16 protein-coding genes and 1 pseudogene are annotated in these 19,303 nt (G+C 44.4%); 6 read left to right on the top strand and 11 right to left on the bottom strand.

The features are described from left to right. Nucleotides 1-147: 147 nt before the first annotated feature. Nucleotides 148-645, top strand: coding sequence for a preQ(1) synthase (queF, locus tag ACL9RM_RS12845; protein ID WP_013309106.1), 498 nt, complete (start codon nt 148-150; stop codon nt 643-645). 125 nt (nt 646-770) lie between these two features. Here the strand turns inward: queF and ACL9RM_RS12850 are convergent, their stop codons facing one another. Together ACL9RM_RS12850 and ACL9RM_RS12855 are read right to left on the bottom strand one after the other, a co-directional pair. Beyond that, nucleotides 771-2,540 (bottom strand): acid phosphatase, encoded by a 1,770-nt coding sequence (locus tag ACL9RM_RS12850; RefSeq protein WP_250267631.1) that lies wholly within the window; start codon nt 2,538-2,540, stop codon nt 771-773. 210 nt (nt 2,541-2,750) lie between these two features. Beyond that, nucleotides 2,751-4,742, bottom strand: coding sequence for a stalk domain-containing protein (locus ACL9RM_RS12855; RefSeq protein ID WP_414126348.1), 1,992 nt, complete (start codon nt 4,740-4,742; stop codon nt 2,751-2,753). A gap of 357 nt (nt 4,743-5,099) precedes the next feature. On the opposite strand from ACL9RM_RS12855, the gene ACL9RM_RS12860 reads away from it, so the two are divergent. Then, nucleotides 5,100-6,368 (top strand): MFS transporter, encoded by a 1,269-nt coding sequence (locus tag ACL9RM_RS12860; protein WP_235307549.1) that lies wholly within the window; start codon nt 5,100-5,102, stop codon nt 6,366-6,368. Nucleotides 6,369-6,418: 50 nt separating this feature from the next. Here ACL9RM_RS12860 and ACL9RM_RS12865 read toward each other — a convergent pair whose 3' ends face one another. Further along, entirely contained in the window at nt 6,419-7,345 is a 927-nt protein-coding gene (locus ACL9RM_RS12865) for an EcsC family protein (RefSeq protein ID WP_414126349.1), read from the bottom strand. A gap of 132 nt (nt 7,346-7,477) precedes the next feature. Between ACL9RM_RS12865 and ACL9RM_RS12870 the strand changes: the two genes are divergently transcribed. Further along, entirely contained in the window at nt 7,478-7,954 is a 477-nt protein-coding gene (locus tag ACL9RM_RS12870; RefSeq protein ID WP_414126381.1) for a GNAT family N-acetyltransferase, read from the top strand. Between the two features lie 65 nt (nt 7,955-8,019). Here ACL9RM_RS12870 and ACL9RM_RS12875 read toward each other — a convergent pair whose 3' ends face one another. Next, nucleotides 8,020-8,445 carry an Lrp/AsnC family transcriptional regulator gene (locus ACL9RM_RS12875; RefSeq protein WP_025720601.1) on the bottom strand — a complete coding sequence of 142 codons (426 nt, stop codon included), beginning with the start codon at nt 8,443-8,445 and terminating at the stop codon, nt 8,020-8,022. Nucleotides 8,446-8,603: 158 nt separating this feature from the next. Here ACL9RM_RS12875 and ACL9RM_RS12880 point away from each other — a divergent pair, with 158 nt between their 5' ends. Continuing rightward, on the top strand, nt 8,604-9,356 hold the full coding sequence (locus ACL9RM_RS12880) for an MBL fold metallo-hydrolase (protein WP_414126350.1): 753 nt from the start codon (nt 8,604-8,606) through the stop codon (nt 9,354-9,356). Nucleotides 9,357-9,432: 76 nt separating this feature from the next. After that, nucleotides 9,433-10,331: pseudogene (locus ACL9RM_RS12885) on the top strand (SDR family oxidoreductase). A 97-nt stretch (nt 10,332-10,428) separates the two neighbouring features. Here ACL9RM_RS12885 and mmsB read toward each other — a convergent pair. From mmsB to ACL9RM_RS12920, 7 genes are all read right to left on the bottom strand, one after another. After that, a complete protein-coding gene (gene mmsB / locus ACL9RM_RS12890; protein WP_023987351.1) occupies nt 10,429-11,592 on the bottom strand; it encodes a multiple monosaccharide ABC transporter permease in 1,164 nt (387 codons plus the stop codon). After that, a complete protein-coding gene (mmsA, locus tag ACL9RM_RS12895) occupies nt 11,576-13,126 on the bottom strand; it encodes a multiple monosaccharide ABC transporter ATP-binding protein (RefSeq protein WP_235307542.1) in 1,551 nt (516 codons plus the stop codon). The genes mmsB and mmsA overlap by 17 nt, the downstream gene beginning before the upstream one ends. Nucleotides 13,127-13,158: 32 nt before the next feature. Continuing rightward, entirely contained in the window at nt 13,159-14,244 is a 1,086-nt protein-coding gene (gene chvE, locus ACL9RM_RS12900) for a multiple monosaccharide ABC transporter substrate-binding protein (protein WP_053324803.1), read from the bottom strand. 1,018 nt (nt 14,245-15,262) lie between these two features. Beyond that, nucleotides 15,263-16,087 carry an MAE_28990/MAE_18760 family HEPN-like nuclease gene (locus tag ACL9RM_RS12905; RefSeq protein WP_250267625.1) on the bottom strand — a complete coding sequence of 275 codons (825 nt, stop codon included), beginning with the start codon at nt 16,085-16,087 and terminating at the stop codon, nt 15,263-15,265. Next, the gene (locus ACL9RM_RS12910; protein ID WP_250267624.1) at nt 16,084-17,187 is read right to left on the bottom strand and encodes a DUF262 domain-containing protein; all 1,104 of its coding nucleotides are present in this window, start codon (nt 17,185-17,187) and stop codon (nt 16,084-16,086) included. The genes ACL9RM_RS12905 and ACL9RM_RS12910 overlap by 4 nt, the downstream gene beginning before the upstream one ends. Nucleotides 17,188-17,641: 454 nt before the next feature. Further along, a complete protein-coding gene (locus tag ACL9RM_RS12915) occupies nt 17,642-17,968 on the bottom strand; it encodes a nucleoside triphosphate pyrophosphohydrolase (RefSeq protein WP_069292084.1) in 327 nt (108 codons plus the stop codon). Nucleotides 17,969-18,044: 76 nt separating this feature from the next. Further along, nucleotides 18,045-18,587 (bottom strand): hypothetical protein, encoded by a 543-nt coding sequence (locus ACL9RM_RS12920; RefSeq protein ID WP_250267623.1) that lies wholly within the window; start codon nt 18,585-18,587, stop codon nt 18,045-18,047. A gap of 355 nt (nt 18,588-18,942) precedes the next feature. Here ACL9RM_RS12920 and ACL9RM_RS12925 point away from each other — a divergent pair, with 355 nt between their 5' ends. Beyond that, nucleotides 18,943-19,290 (top strand): helix-turn-helix domain-containing protein, encoded by a 348-nt coding sequence (locus ACL9RM_RS12925; RefSeq protein ID WP_023987345.1) that lies wholly within the window; start codon nt 18,943-18,945, stop codon nt 19,288-19,290. Nucleotides 19,291-19,303: the final 13 nt, after the last annotated feature.

Here is a 19,303-nt window from a genome sequence, read left to right on the forward strand (position 1 = left end):
GTGTTGACGGCGGTCGGCAGCGAAGCGGAGGAATTGAAGCTGGAGAAGCGATAGCGATCGGAAGCTCAAATCCTTCGCGGAGCGACCTCCCCATCACCATAACTCCCTCTCTCTTTTACCAAACTAAACTTAAGGAGCCTCATCCATATGACCGGAAGAACACCCGAAGAAATGACCGACGTTACCCTACTTGGCAATCAAGGCACACAATACACTTTTGCCTATGATCCCGCCATTCTCGAAAGCTTTGATAATAAACATCCCTATCGGGATTATTTTGTAAAGTTCAATTGCCCGGAGTTCACCAGCCTGTGCCCGATTACAGGACAGCCTGATTTTGCAACCATCTACATCAGCTACATTCCCGATATTAAAATGGTAGAAAGCAAATCCCTTAAGCTGTACCTGTTCAGCTTCCGTAACCACGGCGATTTCCATGAAGACTGCGTCAATATCATCATGAATGACTTGATTAAGCTGATGGACCCTCGCTACATTGAAGTATGGGGCAAATTCACGCCACGCGGTGGCATCTCTATCGACCCGTATACCAACTACGGCAAGCCAGGAACGAAGTATGAACAGATAGCGGAGCACCGCATGATGAACCATGATATGTACCCGGAAAAGATCGATAACCGTTAAGCTAATACTCCCTATCCTTAAACCATAAAGTGCACCCCTAGAATACACGTTGGGATAACCTTCTGGTTTATCCCCATGTATTTTAAAGGTGCACTTCAATTGTTATATAGCGAGCTAATTATGTTTTACTTAGTGACTTTCAACTGAGCACTGTCAGCTGTATAGATAACCTTCATTTTATAATTGCTTGGTAAACCTACCGTTTCAATCGAAGAAAATGCTCCATTCCGTTTAGCATAAGTTAAGATCGTAGCACCATTAGCCGGTACATATTTGTTAGAAAAATTCAGACGTAATTTTCCGTTGAGTATAGCTGTTCCCTTTATTTTGAGTACATCATTTTTACTGCGCAGGTTAAGCTCAAGTGTTCCCTTGGCAGATTGTCTGTAATTTCCGCCAATAATCAGCTTTCCAGAAGCATTTTTAAGAAGAGTTCCCCCGTTATTCGTAATTCCACCACTTCCGAAAGCCGTTTCCGAAGTTCCCTCCAAAGTACCTTGGTCGATCTGTGTACCGCCGGAATACGTATTGTTACCCATTAGCTTCAACGTACCTGTTCCCTTTTTAGTCAGCTTTCCAACACCAGAGATATTATTGCGCCAGCGATCCAATGCATTGAAACCGCCTTTGGAAGCGTCCATATTCACCGTCACATTATTGGCGAAAGCACCGTAGCCATCCGCAGCGGAAAACAAGTTCAATCGTCCCCATCCCTCAGCATCATCAAGTACAGGATAGCCGGAAGGAATCCCTGTAGTAGCCAAAACCCAACGACGTTGTGTGCTATCCAGGTAAGGCAAGCGTGTCTCTAATAGTACCTCAGCTCCCTTAGGCACTATCATAGGCGTCGCGGTTGGATTAACCTGACTGAATCCGTATGTTAATCGTTGATTATAATTTTTTTTGTTTGTGGCATAATTGCTGAACCGATCTGGGGCTGTACCTTTTTGGGACAGCAATTGTTTATGAGCATCCTGATAAGCTGCTTTCTTCAAGCTGCTATTGGCTGGATCAGACAGGATAGCAGCAGCCATCGCTGTTGCCATGACACGTCCTCCCATAACATCAAGCGGGGAATGCATACCAGCAACAACACGGTTATTGCCCAGCTCCGAAGCTCGCGTCAGCAGTTCCTGATAACGCTCCGGCACGGAGTAGGCCATAGCAATAGAACTGAGATACGCAGCATTGGTATGACCGCTAGGAAAGCCGCCATCGCTAGTAGCATCGGCTTTGAGAGCGGGAATAAGGCTCGGAACAACTACTGAGTTATCGCTCCAGCGAAATGGGCGAGGGTAGCTAAAATAAGACTTAGCTGGGTTCGTCGTAGAATATTCCCCGCGCAAGGTATTTACCAGATTTACGATGTTGCCGAGATTGGAGCTTGTACTCCCAGCATTCGTTCCCTCATCTTCGTATTTCTTAGTCAGAGCATCTGCCGGAATGTCGTTGATCGTTGTCGTGGCACCTGCATTCTTTCGATATACATCAGTGAGCGAACCCAGACCGTCGATCACACTGTAGCTCTGGTTTCTGCGATCATCCAAATAAGCTGCATCAGCCTCACTAGAAGTGCGACGGGCAGCTATATCAATCACTTTTTGAATATTGGCGTCCAGCACGCTGCTGTTTAGCTTGGTACCTGTATCCCAAGTAGCACCGGGAGTCCAAAGCTTATTAAATTCGGAGAGCAATCCGAGAGTCGGATTAGAGCTTTCCGTCTTATTTGCAGAACTATTATTTTTATAATGATCTACGAAGTATCCCCATGACGGTTCTGTTGGAGTTACCGTTGTTGGTAGGGTTGCCGCACTCGCATAACTTCCACCCAGGGAACCTAGAAGTAATGGTAAAGATAGTAGTGCAACTGATAGTGGTTTCCTTAGCGATTTCATTCTCAAATCAGATCCTCTCTTCTCTTGTGCTCTTCATACTTTCTCTACGGAGCTATTATCTATATAACAAGATGTATGACATAAAGAATCATATCTTAAGTTTGTTAAATCAAGAGCTTAGTTTTGTTAAATGAAAAAAAGGCATCCCAAGAGCCGTATATACGACTCTGGAGACACCTCGTTCAAACCGTTATAGAAAAACCAGCTACCCTACAGCCATACTTCTATGACTTTGCCATTCACGAAAGCTACCGCCTTGAAATAAAGACTACGGTTGCCGTATACCCAGGCTTCGACTTGAGTTCCGTTTGAAGCAGCCCCCTTTTCTCTGACCGTTGGGTTTCCCCATGCGAACTGCACCTGCGTCGTATTCATGCCCAAGCTTACCTCATTATTTTTAATCTTGTTCCAGATGGCTTGCGACCATTGGTATTTCTTGTACGGATCGTAAGTCAGAAATTGATCGGAATCAGACAGCATTTGTGGAATGCGTGAAGCTCCGATGATGGAAAACGTGTCATAAGTTTCGCCATTGGCCCCCTGGAAAATAACTTCGTAAGATTTAACACCATTCGGGTCCGTGCTGACTTCGATATCTTTAACTGTTACCTTGCCAAATCGCTCTCCAGCGCTATAGAAGTTATTGACCCAATAGGTTTTGCCAATTAATTTGGACAGACTGCCCAGATCAATGGCTCTGATAATTTTTGCCGTTTCCGGCGTCTCAATGACCAGCTTGGTAGCGCCCACAGATAATTCTCCTTGCTGACGGTCACGATTCCATTTGAATCCGCCCAACTTCAGATCGGTCAGTAATGTTCCCGGGAATACAACCTGTCCGTTAACCGTTTGAACCTTGCCCTTCAGTGCAACAGGTTTACCATTCACCATTGCGGTGGAACTCCCTTTTTGGAGTACGATATTGTTTTTACCCAGCTTGATCGTAAAGGTCTGGTTCACCACGGTAACAGATCCACCCAGCGTCTTGAACACAGACTGCACAGGCAAATACACATTACCGTTCAGTATAGCCGCCCCGGTCAAGGTTTGATCGGACGAAACCTTTAGTGTAAAAGAAGATGGTATTCCTTCGGTCCGCAGAGCTACGGATGTGCTTCCAATGCCCCTTACTTTGAGTGTACCGGAACCATTCTGCTGTAGCTCGGCAACCTGCGGTTTCTCCACTTCAATCTCACTAGCTTCGGGATGACGTGTTAGTCGATAACCGTTCGAATACGTCTCTTGTACATTTAATTGAATCGTATCGCCGATGGCAGCCTCTTTAGAGGTCGTCAACAAGGACATACCCGTTAATGTAGGCAAGCTCAGCGCAGTCGTGATTCCGTCCTTATAGCCAACCCAAGAGCCATCCTTTAATTGTGCAAAAAGCTCGTCAGGCGAATCAACCAACCGTGCAACATTAGATAACCCGCTAAGCTGCACAGCTGGATATTTCTTCATTCGGTCATAGCTCCATACAGTCCCGTCATGATGTACAGTAATCAAGACATGTGTACCTTTTTTCCATAAAATCGAAGCAATATCACTTCCCACTTCGCGCGGTGGTTCATTGGTCAGCATATCCAGCATCGTGACATGGCCATCTTCCTTAAGCACTGCAGCATACGCCGTACTCATTTTGATATCAAGCGCACCATCTACATGACCTATCTTGCGGGGCTTAGATTCTGCGTACCCTGTGGAATACCATACATCACCGGATCGAGTAAGAACCGTAAAGTAGGTACTTACCTTATCACCGTCTATAGCATCCGATATTCCCTCAACCTGTTCTCTTCCCCAGGAGATCGTCCCATCGGTTTTAATAGCCAAACCCTCACCTGTAATTTCTTTAACTCCTGAGGATTGAGCCGTCACTTTTGGGTCGGAGTTATCATCCCAGATGGCTACCTTCCCGTCCTCAGTCCAGCCATAATAACCTTGGCTCTCGTTTTTGCTGCCTGTAATGCCTTTCAAATTCAATTTCTCAATAACCGGGCCATCTATACTCTTTCTCCATAAAGAACCGTCATCCAGTATGTAGTTATTCCGGTCGATCACGTCTATAATTTTAGCGTTTTTCCAAGTGTTGTTCGTCGTTACATTTGCCGCTACTGCTGTTTCTCCAGTGTTTAACGTAGTTCCCACCACCGCTCCACATACCATAGATAATGCCAGCAAAATCTTCGTTGCTTTTCTCATCGCGGATCCCCTTTTCTATCTATATTTCCATATCAGTATTTTGCATAATTCCATTCCCAACGCTCAAAAATACATTATATAGACGAACTAGATCACTTCGATCTCTATATTGCTGATTTGAAAAGCGCTCTTGGGACTTATGCAAAATACTCACATATATATCGGTTTTGAGGATGGTAAATGTTTGAATTTGGATATGTCATTTTAGAAATTCTAACTAAATGGAGCAATGAAGAGTATCCAGCAGGATGGGCAAGCAGTAATGAGTAAAGGTGACCTTAATCCCACTTTCAGCCATTTGCTGCAAACGGATCGCTTCCTATATCTTAAAATATACATACATATTCGGAGGTTGCCATGACTAGTAAATCTGCTACAAAAACTGAAACGGGCCGATCGCTCCCCCTCCCGGGTCCACAAGCGAAAGGCACCGTTTTTGCAATTCTGATTGCGATCAGTTTTGTCCATCTGTTCAATGACTCGATTCAATCGGTCATTCCAGCGATCTTTCCGATCTTGAAGGAATCTATGAGCCTGAACTACACGCAGATCGGCTGGATTTCATTCGCGATCAATTTTACAGCTTCAATCATGCAGCCTGTGATTGGCTTGTTTTCAGACAAACGGCCTACGCCCGCTATCCTTCCCATCGGCATGGGCTTTACGCTGACTGGCATGCTGTTGCTCGCCTATGCTGCCGATTATAAAGCGGTGCTGATCGCAGTCATCTTTGTGGGTCTGGGCTCGGCTGCCTTTCACCCTGAAGGCTCGCGCGTATCCCATATGGCGGCCGGGCCGCGTCGGGGATTGGCACAATCCATTTTTCAAGTTGGCGGCAATGCGGGCCAATCGCTGGCGCCGATGCTCACGAGCTGGATTTTTATCCCGTTAGGACAATTTGGTGCGATCTGGTTCACAGGTATTGCGGCAGCGGGAATTGTGGTGCAATCGTTCATCGCCCGCTGGTACGGTAACGTCCTGCGTACAGAAGGCATTGCACGCAAAAAAGCGGTGGCACGCCGCATGAAGCCTGAAGTGCGTAACCGTGTTATGTTTGCCATGATTGTCCTCATTCTACTGGTATTCGTCCGTTCATGGTACTCGACCTCGGTCGGAAGCTACTATTCGTTTTACCTGATGGAAGTATTCAAAATGCCATTGGCTGATGCACAGCTCTACATTTTCCTGTTCCTCGGGGCTGGAGCGCTGGGCACCTTCTTTGGCGGTCCGCTCGCGGACCGTTTTGGTAAACGCAACATGATTTTTCTGTCCATGGTATTAGCTGCACCACTCGCGCTGGCACTACCTTATGCCAACCAATTCTGGACGGCGATCCTACTGGCAATTATCGGATTTATTATGCTGTCTAGCTTTTCGGTTACAGTCGTATATGCACAGATGCTCGTGCCCGGCAAAATCGGAACGGTGTCCGGCCTCATTACGGGCCTCGCTTTTGGCCTTGGGGGTGTGGGCGCACTCGTGCTCGGCAACTGGATCGACAAGGTAGGCATCACCCACATCATGTTCCTGTGCGGCTTTTTGCCACTGCTCGGCATCTTAACCTTCCTGCTTCCTACAGATAAAACCCTGAACCGCTGGGCGGAAGAAAATGGAGCCGAAGTGTAACAGGCAAACGTGCAGCGGCCATCTTGGCCGCTACACACCTTTATACCCAACTAACGTAACTCCTCACTCTCTACTTCTTCCAAACGCATTAAAATCCGACGCTTCCGATACAGCATTTTCCCTGCTTCAGCTACGTCACTAATAGCGCTTCGGTTCGCAATGGAGCCAAACAAAATACCCGCAATCGGGACCATTTGAAGCAGCTTTTTCCATCCAAACTGGTCACGATAAGTGTTAATGACCTCTCTCCATCCCTGCATCTGGGAAAAAACCTGTGCCTGACGTGAAGGATCATCGAACAAAGCCAGCTCCTCTAATACGGCCTTCTTACCCACAATATCAGATGAAGCAAATTGCATACATTTAATAATAAAAATGCGTTCCTGCTTATCATGAGGATTAAAGCCATAACACAAGGCTATTTCCTGAAGCACTTTGAGTGACAAGCCGAGCAAAAGAGGAATATCCGCCGCAATCGTAAACACACCGCCAATTCCCGTTGTTGCTCCCTGAGCGGTAGCAAAGGTAATGCGAGCCGACGTCATATCGTCAGCAGTCCGATCCATGATTGTTAGCGGGAGCTCAGCCGCCTGCTTCAACTCCCACCTAGGTTCGGCACTATGTTCCGAATCAGCGTTTTCCCCGGCACGAGGCAGGTCCTGCGTATCCGACACGGAATCTGCGCCATTTTGCTGAATTACATGTTCATGGGCCGTCTTTTTCAGCCTGTTCAGAACCGTTTCTTCCTTCACCAAATATTTACCGCCGTTCTGAATGAAACTACCCATCTCATTAAGCAGTTGCTCCAGCTTGTCTTTAATGACTTTGGGCGTCAGCCGATCCAGCAACATAAAAGGCCATCTGCCGATTTTTTCCCAGAAAAAAATGTCCTTCTGTTCCTTTTCCCATTTTTCAATATTCTTCAGCTCATGACGCAATACGTCCTGGCTTTCCCGATATTCTGTAAGCTGCTTCATAACCGTAGACGTCTCCTTTTGACTATGCTAGTTTATGTATGGGTAATACGTAAGTAAGGCGAGTTCAGGTTTCTTTTTTTAGCAAACTAGATGATATAGTAAGCAAAAATCCATACAGATCGGAGTGTAATGATGAATAATGTAGAGCTTGTCCCTTACCATTGTGAACATGATGCCATTTTACATACCTTCTACTTGCCTGAGGAGCAGAAGCAGTTTACTGGAATGCCGGATGAAATGCTGACACTGGCCAAGGAAGATCCGCACCGCCATCCTGTCGTGATTACGGCTACTAGAAGACCCGTTGGATTTTTCATTTTATACGATGGGGATGAATTAGCGGACTATACGAATACTTCTGAGGCACTGCTGCTGCGCGCGTTCTCTATTCATTACGCAGATCAGGGACAAGGATTCGCTAAGAAAGGGCTGCTTCTACTACCACAGTTCATCGCCAGACACTTCCCACATATTCGCGAGATTGTACTGTGCGTCAATGCCCGTAATCTATCTGCCCAAAGTCTGTATCGCAAATGCGGCTTTATCGATGAAGGCAACACTAAAATGGGACAACACGGCTTGCAGCATATTTTAAAAATGAGCCTATAACGTTGACCTCATAGCCCTCGCCCAAATAAAAAAGCTTTCGGCACAAACGCCGAAAGCTTTTATCGTTAAATCTCACCAATGGAAAAACTCAATTTGTAATTACCAAACTTCGTAAGCTCATCCAGCATGGTATTTAACTCTGCCTGTGATGACATGCGCAAGCGCATCCAATAACAGCCTTCCCCACTCACTCGATGGATTTCGACAATATAGGGATGCTCCCGTGCAAAAGCCTGGAAAGCACTGTGAGTTGTTCCTGAATTCAAAAAAACCGTAATAAAGGCATGAATCGTCTGTCCAATTTTCTCAGGGTTCCAACGCAGCGTATAGCCCTCGATAATGCCCGCATCCTGCATTTTTCGAACACGCGCTCCTACTGCTTGGCCTGTCAAATGAACAAGCTGACCGATCTCCTTGTGCGATAAAGAGCTGTCTTCAATTAAATGATGGAGAATGCGCAGATCGGTGTCATCAGGTACGAATAGTTCCATAGTTATTTTTCCTTTCATGATGAAACGATAATGCTGGTTTTCCTTTCAGCAGGCCGTAGCCTGTAGCTCCTTGCGTCAGATATGATTGTAACAGAAACAAAGAACCACCGAAAATACACTCTGTCCAAAAACATTCACTACCAAGGGAGCTTCCATAGATGACAATCACACTAATCCGCAACGCAACCTTATGGATCGAATACGCTGGAGTAAAATTTCTGATTGATCCGATGTTGAGTGATGCTGGCGTAAATCCGCCGGTTCCCAATACGGAAAATGCCCGCCGTAATCCGCTGGTTCCCTTGCCACCGCAATGGCAGGCACTCGGACAGCCTGACGTTGTCATCGTCACACATTTGCATCCCGATCATTGGGACCCGGCAGCAGTACGCTGGTTGGACAAACAACTTCCCGTCTTCTGCCAGCCCGGAAACGAAGAACAAATTACTGCTGACGGTTTTACACAGGTTACTCCGATTTCGGTGGCTGGCTCCGTGGGAGAAATTGAGATCATCCGTACTACCGGGCATCACGGCACCGGAGAAATCGGGGAACAGATGGGACCCGTATCCGGCTTTGTGTTTCAGGCACCAGGTGAACCTGTCGTCTATTTGGCCGGGGATACGATCTGGTGCAGTGAAGTCGCGGAAGCACTGGATAAATACCGTCCGGAGTGGACAATTGTGAACGCTGGAGGGGCTCGGTTTACGATTGGTGATCCCATCATTATGACTGCCCAAGATGTAACGGCTGTTGCGCAGCATGCCTCTTACACACAAATCGTGGCTGTCCACATGGAAGCAATCAACCATTGTTTACTAACTCGCTCCGAGCTTACGGAACACATCAACCGTGAAGGTTTGGAGGGACGTGTCCATATTCCATCAGATGGAGCGACGATTTCGGGATAAGGCGATAATCCCGAGTCACCGCTTGCGCCCATTTTGAATATATTGGATTTCAAAACGCCTAAAGAAGGGATTATCAATGAATTGGCAATATCCTTATTATGGTACAGAAACCCAATGTAAAGAAGTTCCGATTGTCTTTCCTCCCCAGCATCAATATAGACAGCCGGGGTTGGAATACCTGATGGTTCCACGCCCTATTTATGATAATCCAAAGTATATCGGCACCGGAAAGCTTCTGGATCGGGTGGCTATTATTAGCGGCGGAGACAGCGGTATTGGTCGTGCGGTTGCTGTGGCTTTTGCCAAAGAAGGGGCCGATGTGGTCATTGCCTATCTCGATGAGCATCGAGATGCTATGGAAACCCGTGATGTCATTCATAAGCTCGGCAGACGTTGTTTGTTAATTCCGGGCGATCTAAGGCTAAAAAGCAACTGCTGTCTGGTTGTTCAAAAAACGATGGAAATCTTCGGTCGGATTGACATTCTGATTAACAACCTGGGTGTTCAGTTTGTGCGCGAATCGTATCTGGATATCAGCGAACAGCAGCTTCGTGATACGTTTGATACGAATATTATTTCCTTCTTCCATATGACTACAGAAGCATTGCCGTATATGCGGGCTGGTGCCAGCATCGTCAATACGGCATCGGTTACGGCTATGTTGGTCAAAAAAATCTGATCGACTATTCAGCTACCAAAGGAGCCATTGTCAGCTTCACCCGCGCTCTGGCTAATAATCTGGTCGATCAGTGCATCCGCGTGAACGCCATTGCTCCCGGTCCGATCTGGACTCCACTGAATGCCGCGACACAGCCGCCCGAAGCGATCCGTACCTTTGGCACCAATACGCCGATGAAGCGTGCTGGGCAGCCTTATGAATTGGCCCCCGCCTATGTGCTGCTGGCTTCGGATGATGGTTCCTACATTACAGGGCAAACGCTGCATGTCAATGGCGGACAAATGGTGACGGATTAGTTGCGTTAGCTGACAAGACCTAACAAACAAGACACCTCCAACATCCACATTTTAAGTGGGACTGGAGGTGTCTTGTTTTACGATATCGAATCTGAGCTTAAGCTGATCTTTTGTTTTTGTTGTAAATATCGAAGGCAACTGCCAGCAGAAGTACTAAGCCCTTGATGCCTTGCTGCCAGTCAATACCCAGACCAATCAGAGACATGCCGTTATTCAGTACGCCCATGACCAAACCACCGATAATGGCTCCAAAAACGGTTCCGATCCCGCCAGATGCCGAAGCACCGCCGATAAAGCAAGCTGCGATGGCATCCAGCTCAAAGTTCGTACCTGCTCTCGGCGTAGCCGCGTTCAGACGTGCAGCAAAGATCAGACCGGAAATGGCGGCCAGCACGCCCATGTTAACGAATACCCAGAACGTTACCTTTTTCGTTTTGACACCGGACAGACCCGCTGCCTTTTCATTTCCACCCAACGCATACACATGACGGCCCATAATCGTGCGGTTCATGACGAAGGAGTATACAACGATCAGTATGAACAGCAGCACGAGAATGTTAGGTATCCCCGCGTAGCTCGCGAGCATAAAGGTGAACAAATTGATGACCGCAGCTACCACAATCAACTTGAGTACAAATAACGTTTGTGACGGAACCTCGAATCCATATTTAAGCTGAGAACGGCGTTCGCGAAGTTCGTTCACGATAAACCATACCGTGAGTGCAATACCGACAATGATGGATACCAGGTTATAACCGGTAGATGAAAAATCCGGTAGGAAGCCTGAACTGATTTTCTGGAATCCCCCTGGAAATGGAGAGATAGATTGGCCTTCCAGCACGATCATGGTCAATCCACGGAAGAGCAGCATCCCCGCCAATGTAACGATAAATGCCGGAATCCGTACATAAGCGACCCAGAACCCTTGCCATGCGCCGATTAACGCCCCGACCAGCAAAGATGCAATCACAGCGATCCATGCTGGAAGCTGCCAGTCGACCATCATTATGGCGGCAACCGCACCGACAAAAGCGGCTATGGAGCCGACGGACAAATCAATATGTCCAGTGATGATAACCAGCACCATCCCGATGGCCAGCACGAGAATGTAGCTGTTTTGTAGAATCAGATTGGTAATATTAATCGGCTTCAACAGCAGGCCGCCCGTCAGCACCTCGAACAAAATCATAATGACGACCAGCGCAATCATCATGCCATATTGGCGGATGTTATTTTTAAATAGTTTAGTTATGGTTTCCATGCTTCACGCCTCCTGACTTGGTCATATATCTCATCAACGTTTCCTGCGACGCGTCCTCACGGCCAACTTCTCCAGTGATCCGCCCAGCATTCATGACATAAATCCGGTCACACAAGCCTAGTACCTCGGGCAGTTCGGACGAAATGACCAGCACTCCCTTGCCTTCAGCGGCAAGTCGATGAATAATCGTGTAAATTTCATATTTGGCGCCCACATCAATGCCGCGTGTCGGTTCATCTAGAATCAGAATATCCGGCCCGGCAAAAATCCATTTGCTCAGCACCACCTTCTGCTGATTGCCGCCACTCAGATTACCCGTTTTCTGTAAAATGCTCGGCGCTTTGATGTTCATGCTTTTTTTCATTTCCTCTGCAACAACGACTTCCTCCTGCTCATTGACGACAGCGCCCTTCGTCAGCTTGTTCAGTCCAGTCAGCGAAATATTACGCTTGATATCATCCATTAGAATGAGGCCATACTCCTTGCGATCCTCCGTTACATAGGCAAAGCCGTTGTTGATCGCGTCCGTAACCGTGTTGTTCTGGATCGGCTTGCCGTCTTTAATCAGCTGACCGGATATGTTGCGTCCGTACGACTTGCCAAAAATGCTCATCGCCAGCTCGGTCCGTCCCGCCCCCATCAGCCCGGCAATACCGACAATTTCACCGCGACGAATGTTCAAATTCACCTGATCCAGCACCTTGCGGTCTGCATGATGCTCGTGATACACCGTCCAATCCTTCACTTCCAAAACGACTTTGCCAATCTCGGCATGACGCTCTGGATAACGGCTGGTCAGATCACGTCCAACCATCCCGCTAATGATCCGATCCTCCGTGACCTCATCCTTTTTCATATCCAGTGTCTCAATCGTCTTCCCGTCCCGTAAAATCGTAATTGAATCCGACACCTTTGCGACTTCATTCAGCTTGTGGGAGATGAGAATGCAGGAGATGCCCTGTCTTTTAAATTCCAGCATCAAATTAAGCAGATTCTCACTATCATCCTCATTCAACGCCGCTGTCGGTTCATCGAGAATAAGCAGCTTTACCTTTTTAGAGAGCGCTTTCGCAATTTCGACCAGTTGTTGCTTCCCGACCCCGATGTTCGTAACTAATGTATTGGGATTCTCACTCAAACCGACCTTGGACAGCAGATCGCGTGTACCCACAAAAGTCTCTTTCCAATCAATCACACCGCCACTGGCGCGTTCGTTGCCCAGATAAATATTTTCAGCAATCGAGAGATACGGAATCAGCGCCAGCTCCTGATGGATAATGACAATGCCCAATTCCTCGCTCTGCTTGATATCCTTGAACTCACACGTTTTGCCCTGGAAAACAATATCCCCTTCATAGGTTCCATGCGGATATACACCGCTTAGTACCTTCATCAGCGTCGATTTGCCTGCACCGTTCTCACCGCACAGGGAATGGATTTCGCCTTCCTTGACCTTGAGATTTACATTTTCCAATGCCTTCACGCCGGGAAAGGTTTTGGTAATTCCCTTCATTTCCAAAATGATTCCAGTCATGGGATACGCTCCTTTCGGTTGGATTCTTACTCTTATTTCAGTCCGATTTGCTCTTTGGTGTAATAGTGACTGCCGACAATATCCTTTTCCACATTCGTCCGATCCACCGAGATTGGATCAAGTAAGTAAGCAGGAATGATCTTTTTGCCGTTGTTATAGGATTCGGTGTCATTCACTTCCGCTTGTTTTCCCTGTAAAATGCTGTTGGCCATCACGACCGTTTGCTCAGCCAGCTTGCGAGTATCCTTAAATACAGTTTGCGTCTGCTCCCCAGCCACAATCGACTTGATGGAAGCCAGCTCCGCATCCTGCCCTGTAATGATCGGCAGCGGCTTGTTCGCTGATCCATATCCGACCCCTTTTAGGGATGAAATGATACCGATACTGATTCCGTCATAAGGGGATAGTACCGCGTCCAGATTAGCCCCCGAATAGTACGCACTCAGCAGGTTATCCATCCGCGACTGGGCCAATGCTCCATCCCACCGCAGTGTAGCGATCTGCGCCATCGTCATCTGCTTGCTGCGCACGACCAGTTTGCCGGAATCCACGTACGGTTTCAGTACGGACATCGCACCATTAAAGAAGAAATAAGCGTTATTGTCATCCGGTGAACCACCGAATAGCTCGATATTGAATGGGCCTTTGCCTTCCTTAAGTCCTAACTTTTTCTCAATATACGCCGCCTGTAGCACGCCCACCTTAAAGTTATCGAAGGTTGCATAATACGTCAGATACGGTGTGTTGCGAATCAGCCGGTCGTAAGAAATGACCTGAATGCCTCGGTCGTGTGCCTTCTGAATTACATCCGTCAGCGTGTTTCCGTCGACCGAAGCGATCACCATAACATTGACGCCCTTGGTGATCATATTTTCGATTTGGGAGATTTGGTTTTCCACCACGTCCTCGGCGTACTGTAAATCCGTTTTATAGCCTTGCTCCTGAAACAACCGGACCATATTCTCTCCGTCCCCTACCCAACGCTCGGACGATTTGGTCGGCATGGAAATGCCCACATAGCCTTTTTCCTTGCTGCCCGTTCCACTCTCTGCCAAATTACAGGCCGAAAGCATCAGGGCCAAAACCAGAAGCCATACGACAACAGCTCCTTTTTTCATATGAAGTTCCCCTTTCCTCATGTGATGCGGGTCAATTTGAAGGTAAGTGCTGATTAGAGTTGAAATTAGATAGCGCTTACATAAGTGAGGCAACGAGTACCTCTCCTTTTTTTATGTGCAAACACATGGTATCATTCCGGGCCGGGAAAGGTCTTTGCTGGTTTTGAACTTTTTTTATAAAATTTTAACCTTTGTGTGGGAAGGAGGAGGGATTTAAGTTGGAATAAGGATCAACAGGATCGCACATATACCTTGAAAATGCAAAAAGACTTTGGCCTTTTTACTATTGGCAAAGTCTCAAATTGTTGAATCATTATATCAATATCTAAATATTTACAACTTACTAATGACAAGTACATGTGAGTCATTGAGTAGATATGCCGAATAGAAGTGAAGATGGGTTATTCTCGCGCTTGGCGATCTCAAAAGCTTCTTCCGACCAAGAAAACCGAGTTCTCAGGAGCGTATTGATGCTGCAACTAATACGACGACTGTTCCTTATATAATATATTGGTTCCAAATTGATAAAGGCCTCCACGACATAGAAAATACCCTCTCAAGTTAAAGTACGTTAAGTTTACCTTGAGTAAGAGATATCAGTAATAATATAATTCGTTCGATTAGAAAACAGCTAGAGCAAAGTTCTCATTAATTTCCTCTCTTTTCAATCTTACACTAAGAACTTCCCACATTGCTCGTAAACTCATAATTCTCCGATGATTTCTCTCTTCATTCCAATATCAATGAGCTCTGCTACGTTCAAGAGCGAGATTACAGTGGCTAAAATTTAAGCTCAAGCAACATTGTCCCGTTCTAATTCAATTGACTTTCAATTGTGGCCTCATCATCGGTAACCTCGAAGCAATTTTTTCGGCTACTGCGTTCAATTAGAATCTGATTAGTTAAATTTAATTTGAAAAGGAGATACTTGCAAGTAATTACATGTGCATCAACAAACTACAAGTCTTAAATTTCAAGACTATTTTCACTAAATTGTTGTTTTACTTTAAAACTGGACTTATAATGCCGAATTAAATAATACCAACGCTATTGCATATTGTAATATTTGAACTTTAGTTTTTGCATCCTCCAGCTCATTTACAGCTATTTCATTTTGGAAACTCGATCCATGTGCAATAGAGTGCCTTTTTTTTAATAATTCATCAATGAATACTATCCATAGAGAATCTTCTCTTGCTAGTTTTCCATCCATTATCGACATTTTGTATTTTTCTAAATTTATTTCATATGGATAACTAACAACTGCTTGTGTCGTATAATTTTTCAAATCTTTTAGAAGAGTTAATGTTTCTGAGCTATTATTTTCAAACACTATATCTAAAGAAGACTTGTGTAGTAGTTTAAAGAAGTCATTTACTCCAAAGTTATTGAGAATGATTTCTATAACTGTTGGAGATGGATTCTTATTGCGTTCAAATAAAAAAGGTTCCACAGAAAGTCGAGCGTTTAACTCCCCAAATTTTTCCAATAATTTCCCTTGTATTCTATTATCAATACCGCCGCTATCATTTATAGTTGATAAAAACAAAGAGCAGAAAGTTTTTTGGATACGTTTTGGAAATTCCACGAAACTACAATGCTTGTTTAAGTCCTTGATTAAAGTATCAGCGGCTTCTTTCATAAATCCTTCAAGATGAGCAACCAATAGAACTACAGCTGATCTACAAAGAACATTTTTTACGTCATCATTACTTTGTAATTTTATTTGTTCTATAAGTATCTCTATCTCTGACCATCGCTCCTCTAATTCTATAATAAACAGAGAAGCAAATGTGCTAGACTCTGCACCTTCTTCGCTCACATGATTGTAAAAAGGAGTCATTTGAGCAACCCCTTAACAGCATCAATTCGTTTAGTGACCTTTTCTCTATCATTTACACTTCCAGATACTGTATCGAAGAAAGTTGCATCTTTGAATAATGCTTGAAAAGTGTCCTTGTTCAGTTTTGAGAAATCTTGGGAGTCTAAGTCAATACTATCTACAACAGCTATTGCTAACGCATCGTATACCGCCGCATTAAATTTAGACATTTGGACAAATTCTCCATTTTCGAATCTATATTTTGCAAAGGCCTGATCTCCAAAGTGTTCTCTTATTACTTTCATTGTTTTTAGAAATTTTTCTCTTAGTAGTACTAATTCAGCATCTGACAATTTGTTGAATTCTTCCATAGATTCAGAGAGGAAAAGTTTGAAACCCTTCTTTAAATTCTTATAGTTGTTATTCCGTAAAGCAAAAAAACGAAGAACCAGTTCTATATCCTCCATCTTTTGAACTTTCTTACTTTCATCTGGATTCTCCAAGTTGATTTGGTTTAAAACTCTGAAATCATCGTGTTTAGCAAGTTCCTTAATCAACTTGTTAAATGATCCTCTATATATAGCATTACGTAATTCTTGCGCTTCCAACTTAACAGAACCAGAATTCAACCTCTCAAATATGTCATATTTCACTTGTGGATCAAGGGTGGAGTCGATTCTTAAACACTTAATTGTTCTTTCCTCCAATCTTCTAATCAGAAACGGCGGTAAATCTTTATAGAATGATCCGTTTAAAGGTTTTAATACTTCCATCCCTTCTAAAACCAACTTGTTTGTCATGAAATTAAAAATTGCAGTTAATCGTTGTTGCCCATCTATTACAGAGTACCGAGCCAAATCGTCAGCCTCATCATCCACGTCCACATCCTGTGATAGATATACCAAAGGAACAGGAATGTTTAGTATCAAACTTTCAATTAACTTTGAAGAAGTTTCTTCGTTCCATCTATGATTTCTTTGGTACTCTGGATCAAGTTTAATTGTGTTCCTAGTAATTTTTTTCACTAAAGTTTCCAAATCATATTCAATACTTTGCGTTTTAACGGTCCGCTCTTTAGCTAGTTGTTGTAATTCAGCTAAATTTTTTTTTAGTGTATTCATAATGGCGATCCCCCATCAATAATTTTCTTACTATCTTTGGCTTTAGCTCCCGACCTTAAACATCTGAGACGCTGTGCCTTTACAAATTATAACACTATACTCAGCTGTTCATCTGATCTCCTAAAAATAATGTTATCCTTCTTGCTGTGAGCATTCTCCGTATTGCTTGCAATAAAAATTATCTTCACAAAAATACACCTTCAAACTTGTTTACTTCATTTCTCGTACAAGCTTATTTCCACAAGAACAAGTAGCGAGCACCCCATAGAAATTTCGCCTTTCTTTATAAATATTCACTCCTTTGATATTGATGATTTGCTTCATTTGTAATACGTTTCCTCTTATACTTCTGAAAATGAAAAAGACGTTAAGCAGATCTCAGCGGTTCATCCTAGAAGCATATTGTACCCCGGCTATAAGCCCATCAACTAAATTATCCGTAATGAGCTTGACATTAAGCTTCATCCACATCAATTAAAAACACCCGTTCCTGAAATCCGCCCCGTGCCTCGGCTTTGTCTGCCCGCAGCTTGTCCAGCTCTTCTGCATTCGCCCCATGTACTTCTGCCAGCGCTCGGATGACTTCCAGTATATCCGCCAGCTCTTCCAGCGCATCCTGATCTTTGTCCGCTTCAAAGTATTCCTCTGCTTCTTCACGAAGCTTCGTTCTCAGCTCCTGCTTATATTCCTCAGGATCCAAAATGCGTGTCCGACATTCCTTGCCCTGAGACATAATAATATGCGGAATCCGATCCCGCACCAGTTTGTTGTATGTAGGCATATGAAATAACACCCTTTCTGATGTGGAAGCGTTAGCCTGCATCCAACATCTTCCTTTTCGTCATTATATCATTGGCTCAAAAAGAATCGGGTATTATTGATAAAAGATCTAACGACTCATTAAATGGATTTCCTTTATAAATAGACGGATACCGCTTAGACGGATCAGCTACGATCCGCTGTGACAGAGACTCTAGAATAGAGTCCGTTTTATAAAGCAACTTGTCTACTTCCCCCAGCTTCATCGGCTCTTTAGATACATCATCTTCTCCCGAAACCAGATAATGTACCGTACCGATAAACAGCACCATATCTAAATTAGGCTCAGCCTCTGTGTGAATTAAAGGGAACAGGTCAGTCACGGATAAACGAATATACAATGGTATGATTTGGTTTCGATGAACATAAATGGCCTTAGCCATCGAAAACATCGCTCGATCACAAAGAATGAGGCAGTTGTGAAACTGATGATGGTCGCGCATCATCTGTGCGAGCTTGATCTGGTATTCGGCAAGCTTTTGAAAATCCATCATGCAGTTCAATATGTAGGTGTCGCTGTACTTAGGCAATTTGAAATCGGAATCACTATGTAGTTGGGGACTTAAGGAGTAATGTTTCAAGGGGAATCAACTCCTGAATTAAAATTTCATAAACGAGAATTTTGCAAAATCCTGAAACAAATGTGAGCAACGTAGCACAATTATGTAACCATCAAGATGTATAATTTTCTAGCTATCGGACAAGCTTCATAATGAATACTACTATATAGTAGTTTTTAATTCAATTTACTTACTAACACTTATTAATTAGATGTAACTCTTTCTCTACACTTCTAACTAGAGGATTTTGCAAAATCCAATAAGCGACTTCCAATAAATAATATATAGATCGAGATGATCTCGTTCGTCTATATATTACATTTCGGAGCGATTGGAATCGAATTTTGTGAAATTCTTACTATAGAGAGGTGTAATCATGTCAGAACTTTTAGAATTAGTCGGTACGCGTATTCGAGATATTCGAAAGTCTAAAGGACTTTCCCAAGAAGCTTTAGCCGAAAAAGCAGGATTCAATTCGAGTTATATTGGTTTCATTGAGCGTGCGGAGAGAAATATATCTTTGAAAAATCTGGAGAAAATAGCGAAGGCATTGAACGTGGGCGTCTATCAGTTGCTTACATATGTAAAGGACAATGATGAGCTTACCGAAGAAGATTCGAGTATAAAAACCATTTTGACTCTCCTAAGAACTCGTGAATCCAAAGATACTGAGCTGGCATTAAAGATTCTTACAGACATCTTTATAAGAATCGATGAACGATGAAACAAAAAAAGGA

It is taken from the genome of Paenibacillus sp. S29, from assembly GCF_049319765.1.
GTDB lineage: Bacteria > Bacillota > Bacilli > Paenibacillales > Paenibacillaceae > Paenibacillus > Paenibacillus polymyxa_B.

Excerpts from the sequence above, each read along its gene's own strand:
- queF (WP_013309106.1), top strand. The coding sequence starts at position 148 with ATGACCGGAAGAACACCCGAAGAAATGACCGACGTTACCCTACTTGGC.
- ACL9RM_RS12850 (WP_250267631.1), bottom strand. The coding sequence starts at position 2,540 with ATGAAATCGCTAAGGAAACCACTATCAGTTGCACTACTATCTTTACCA.
- ACL9RM_RS12855 (WP_414126348.1), bottom strand. The coding sequence starts at position 4,742 with ATGAGAAAAGCAACGAAGATTTTGCTGGCATTATCTATGGTATGTGGA.
- ACL9RM_RS12860 (WP_235307549.1), top strand. The coding sequence starts at position 5,100 with ATGACTAGTAAATCTGCTACAAAAACTGAAACGGGCCGATCGCTCCCC.
- ACL9RM_RS12865 (WP_414126349.1), bottom strand. The coding sequence starts at position 7,345 with ATGAAGCAGCTTACAGAATATCGGGAAAGCCAGGACGTATTGCGTCAT.
- ACL9RM_RS12870 (WP_414126381.1), top strand. The coding sequence starts at position 7,478 with ATGAATAATGTAGAGCTTGTCCCTTACCATTGTGAACATGATGCCATT.
- ACL9RM_RS12875 (WP_025720601.1), bottom strand. The coding sequence starts at position 8,445 with ATGGAACTATTCGTACCTGATGACACCGATCTGCGCATTCTCCATCAT.
- ACL9RM_RS12880 (WP_414126350.1), top strand. The coding sequence starts at position 8,604 with ATGACAATCACACTAATCCGCAACGCAACCTTATGGATCGAATACGCT.
- mmsB (WP_023987351.1), bottom strand. The coding sequence starts at position 11,592 with ATGGAAACCATAACTAAACTATTTAAAAATAACATCCGCCAATATGGC.
- mmsA (WP_235307542.1), bottom strand. The coding sequence starts at position 13,126 with ATGACTGGAATCATTTTGGAAATGAAGGGAATTACCAAAACCTTTCCC.
- chvE (WP_053324803.1), bottom strand. The coding sequence starts at position 14,244 with ATGAAAAAAGGAGCTGTTGTCGTATGGCTTCTGGTTTTGGCCCTGATG.
- ACL9RM_RS12905 (WP_250267625.1), bottom strand. The coding sequence starts at position 16,087 with ATGACTCCTTTTTACAATCATGTGAGCGAAGAAGGTGCAGAGTCTAGC.
- ACL9RM_RS12910 (WP_250267624.1), bottom strand. The coding sequence starts at position 17,187 with ATGAATACACTAAAAAAAAATTTAGCTGAATTACAACAACTAGCTAAA.
- ACL9RM_RS12915 (WP_069292084.1), bottom strand. The coding sequence starts at position 17,968 with ATGCCTACATACAACAAACTGGTGCGGGATCGGATTCCGCATATTATT.
- ACL9RM_RS12925 (WP_023987345.1), top strand. The coding sequence starts at position 18,943 with ATGTCAGAACTTTTAGAATTAGTCGGTACGCGTATTCGAGATATTCGA.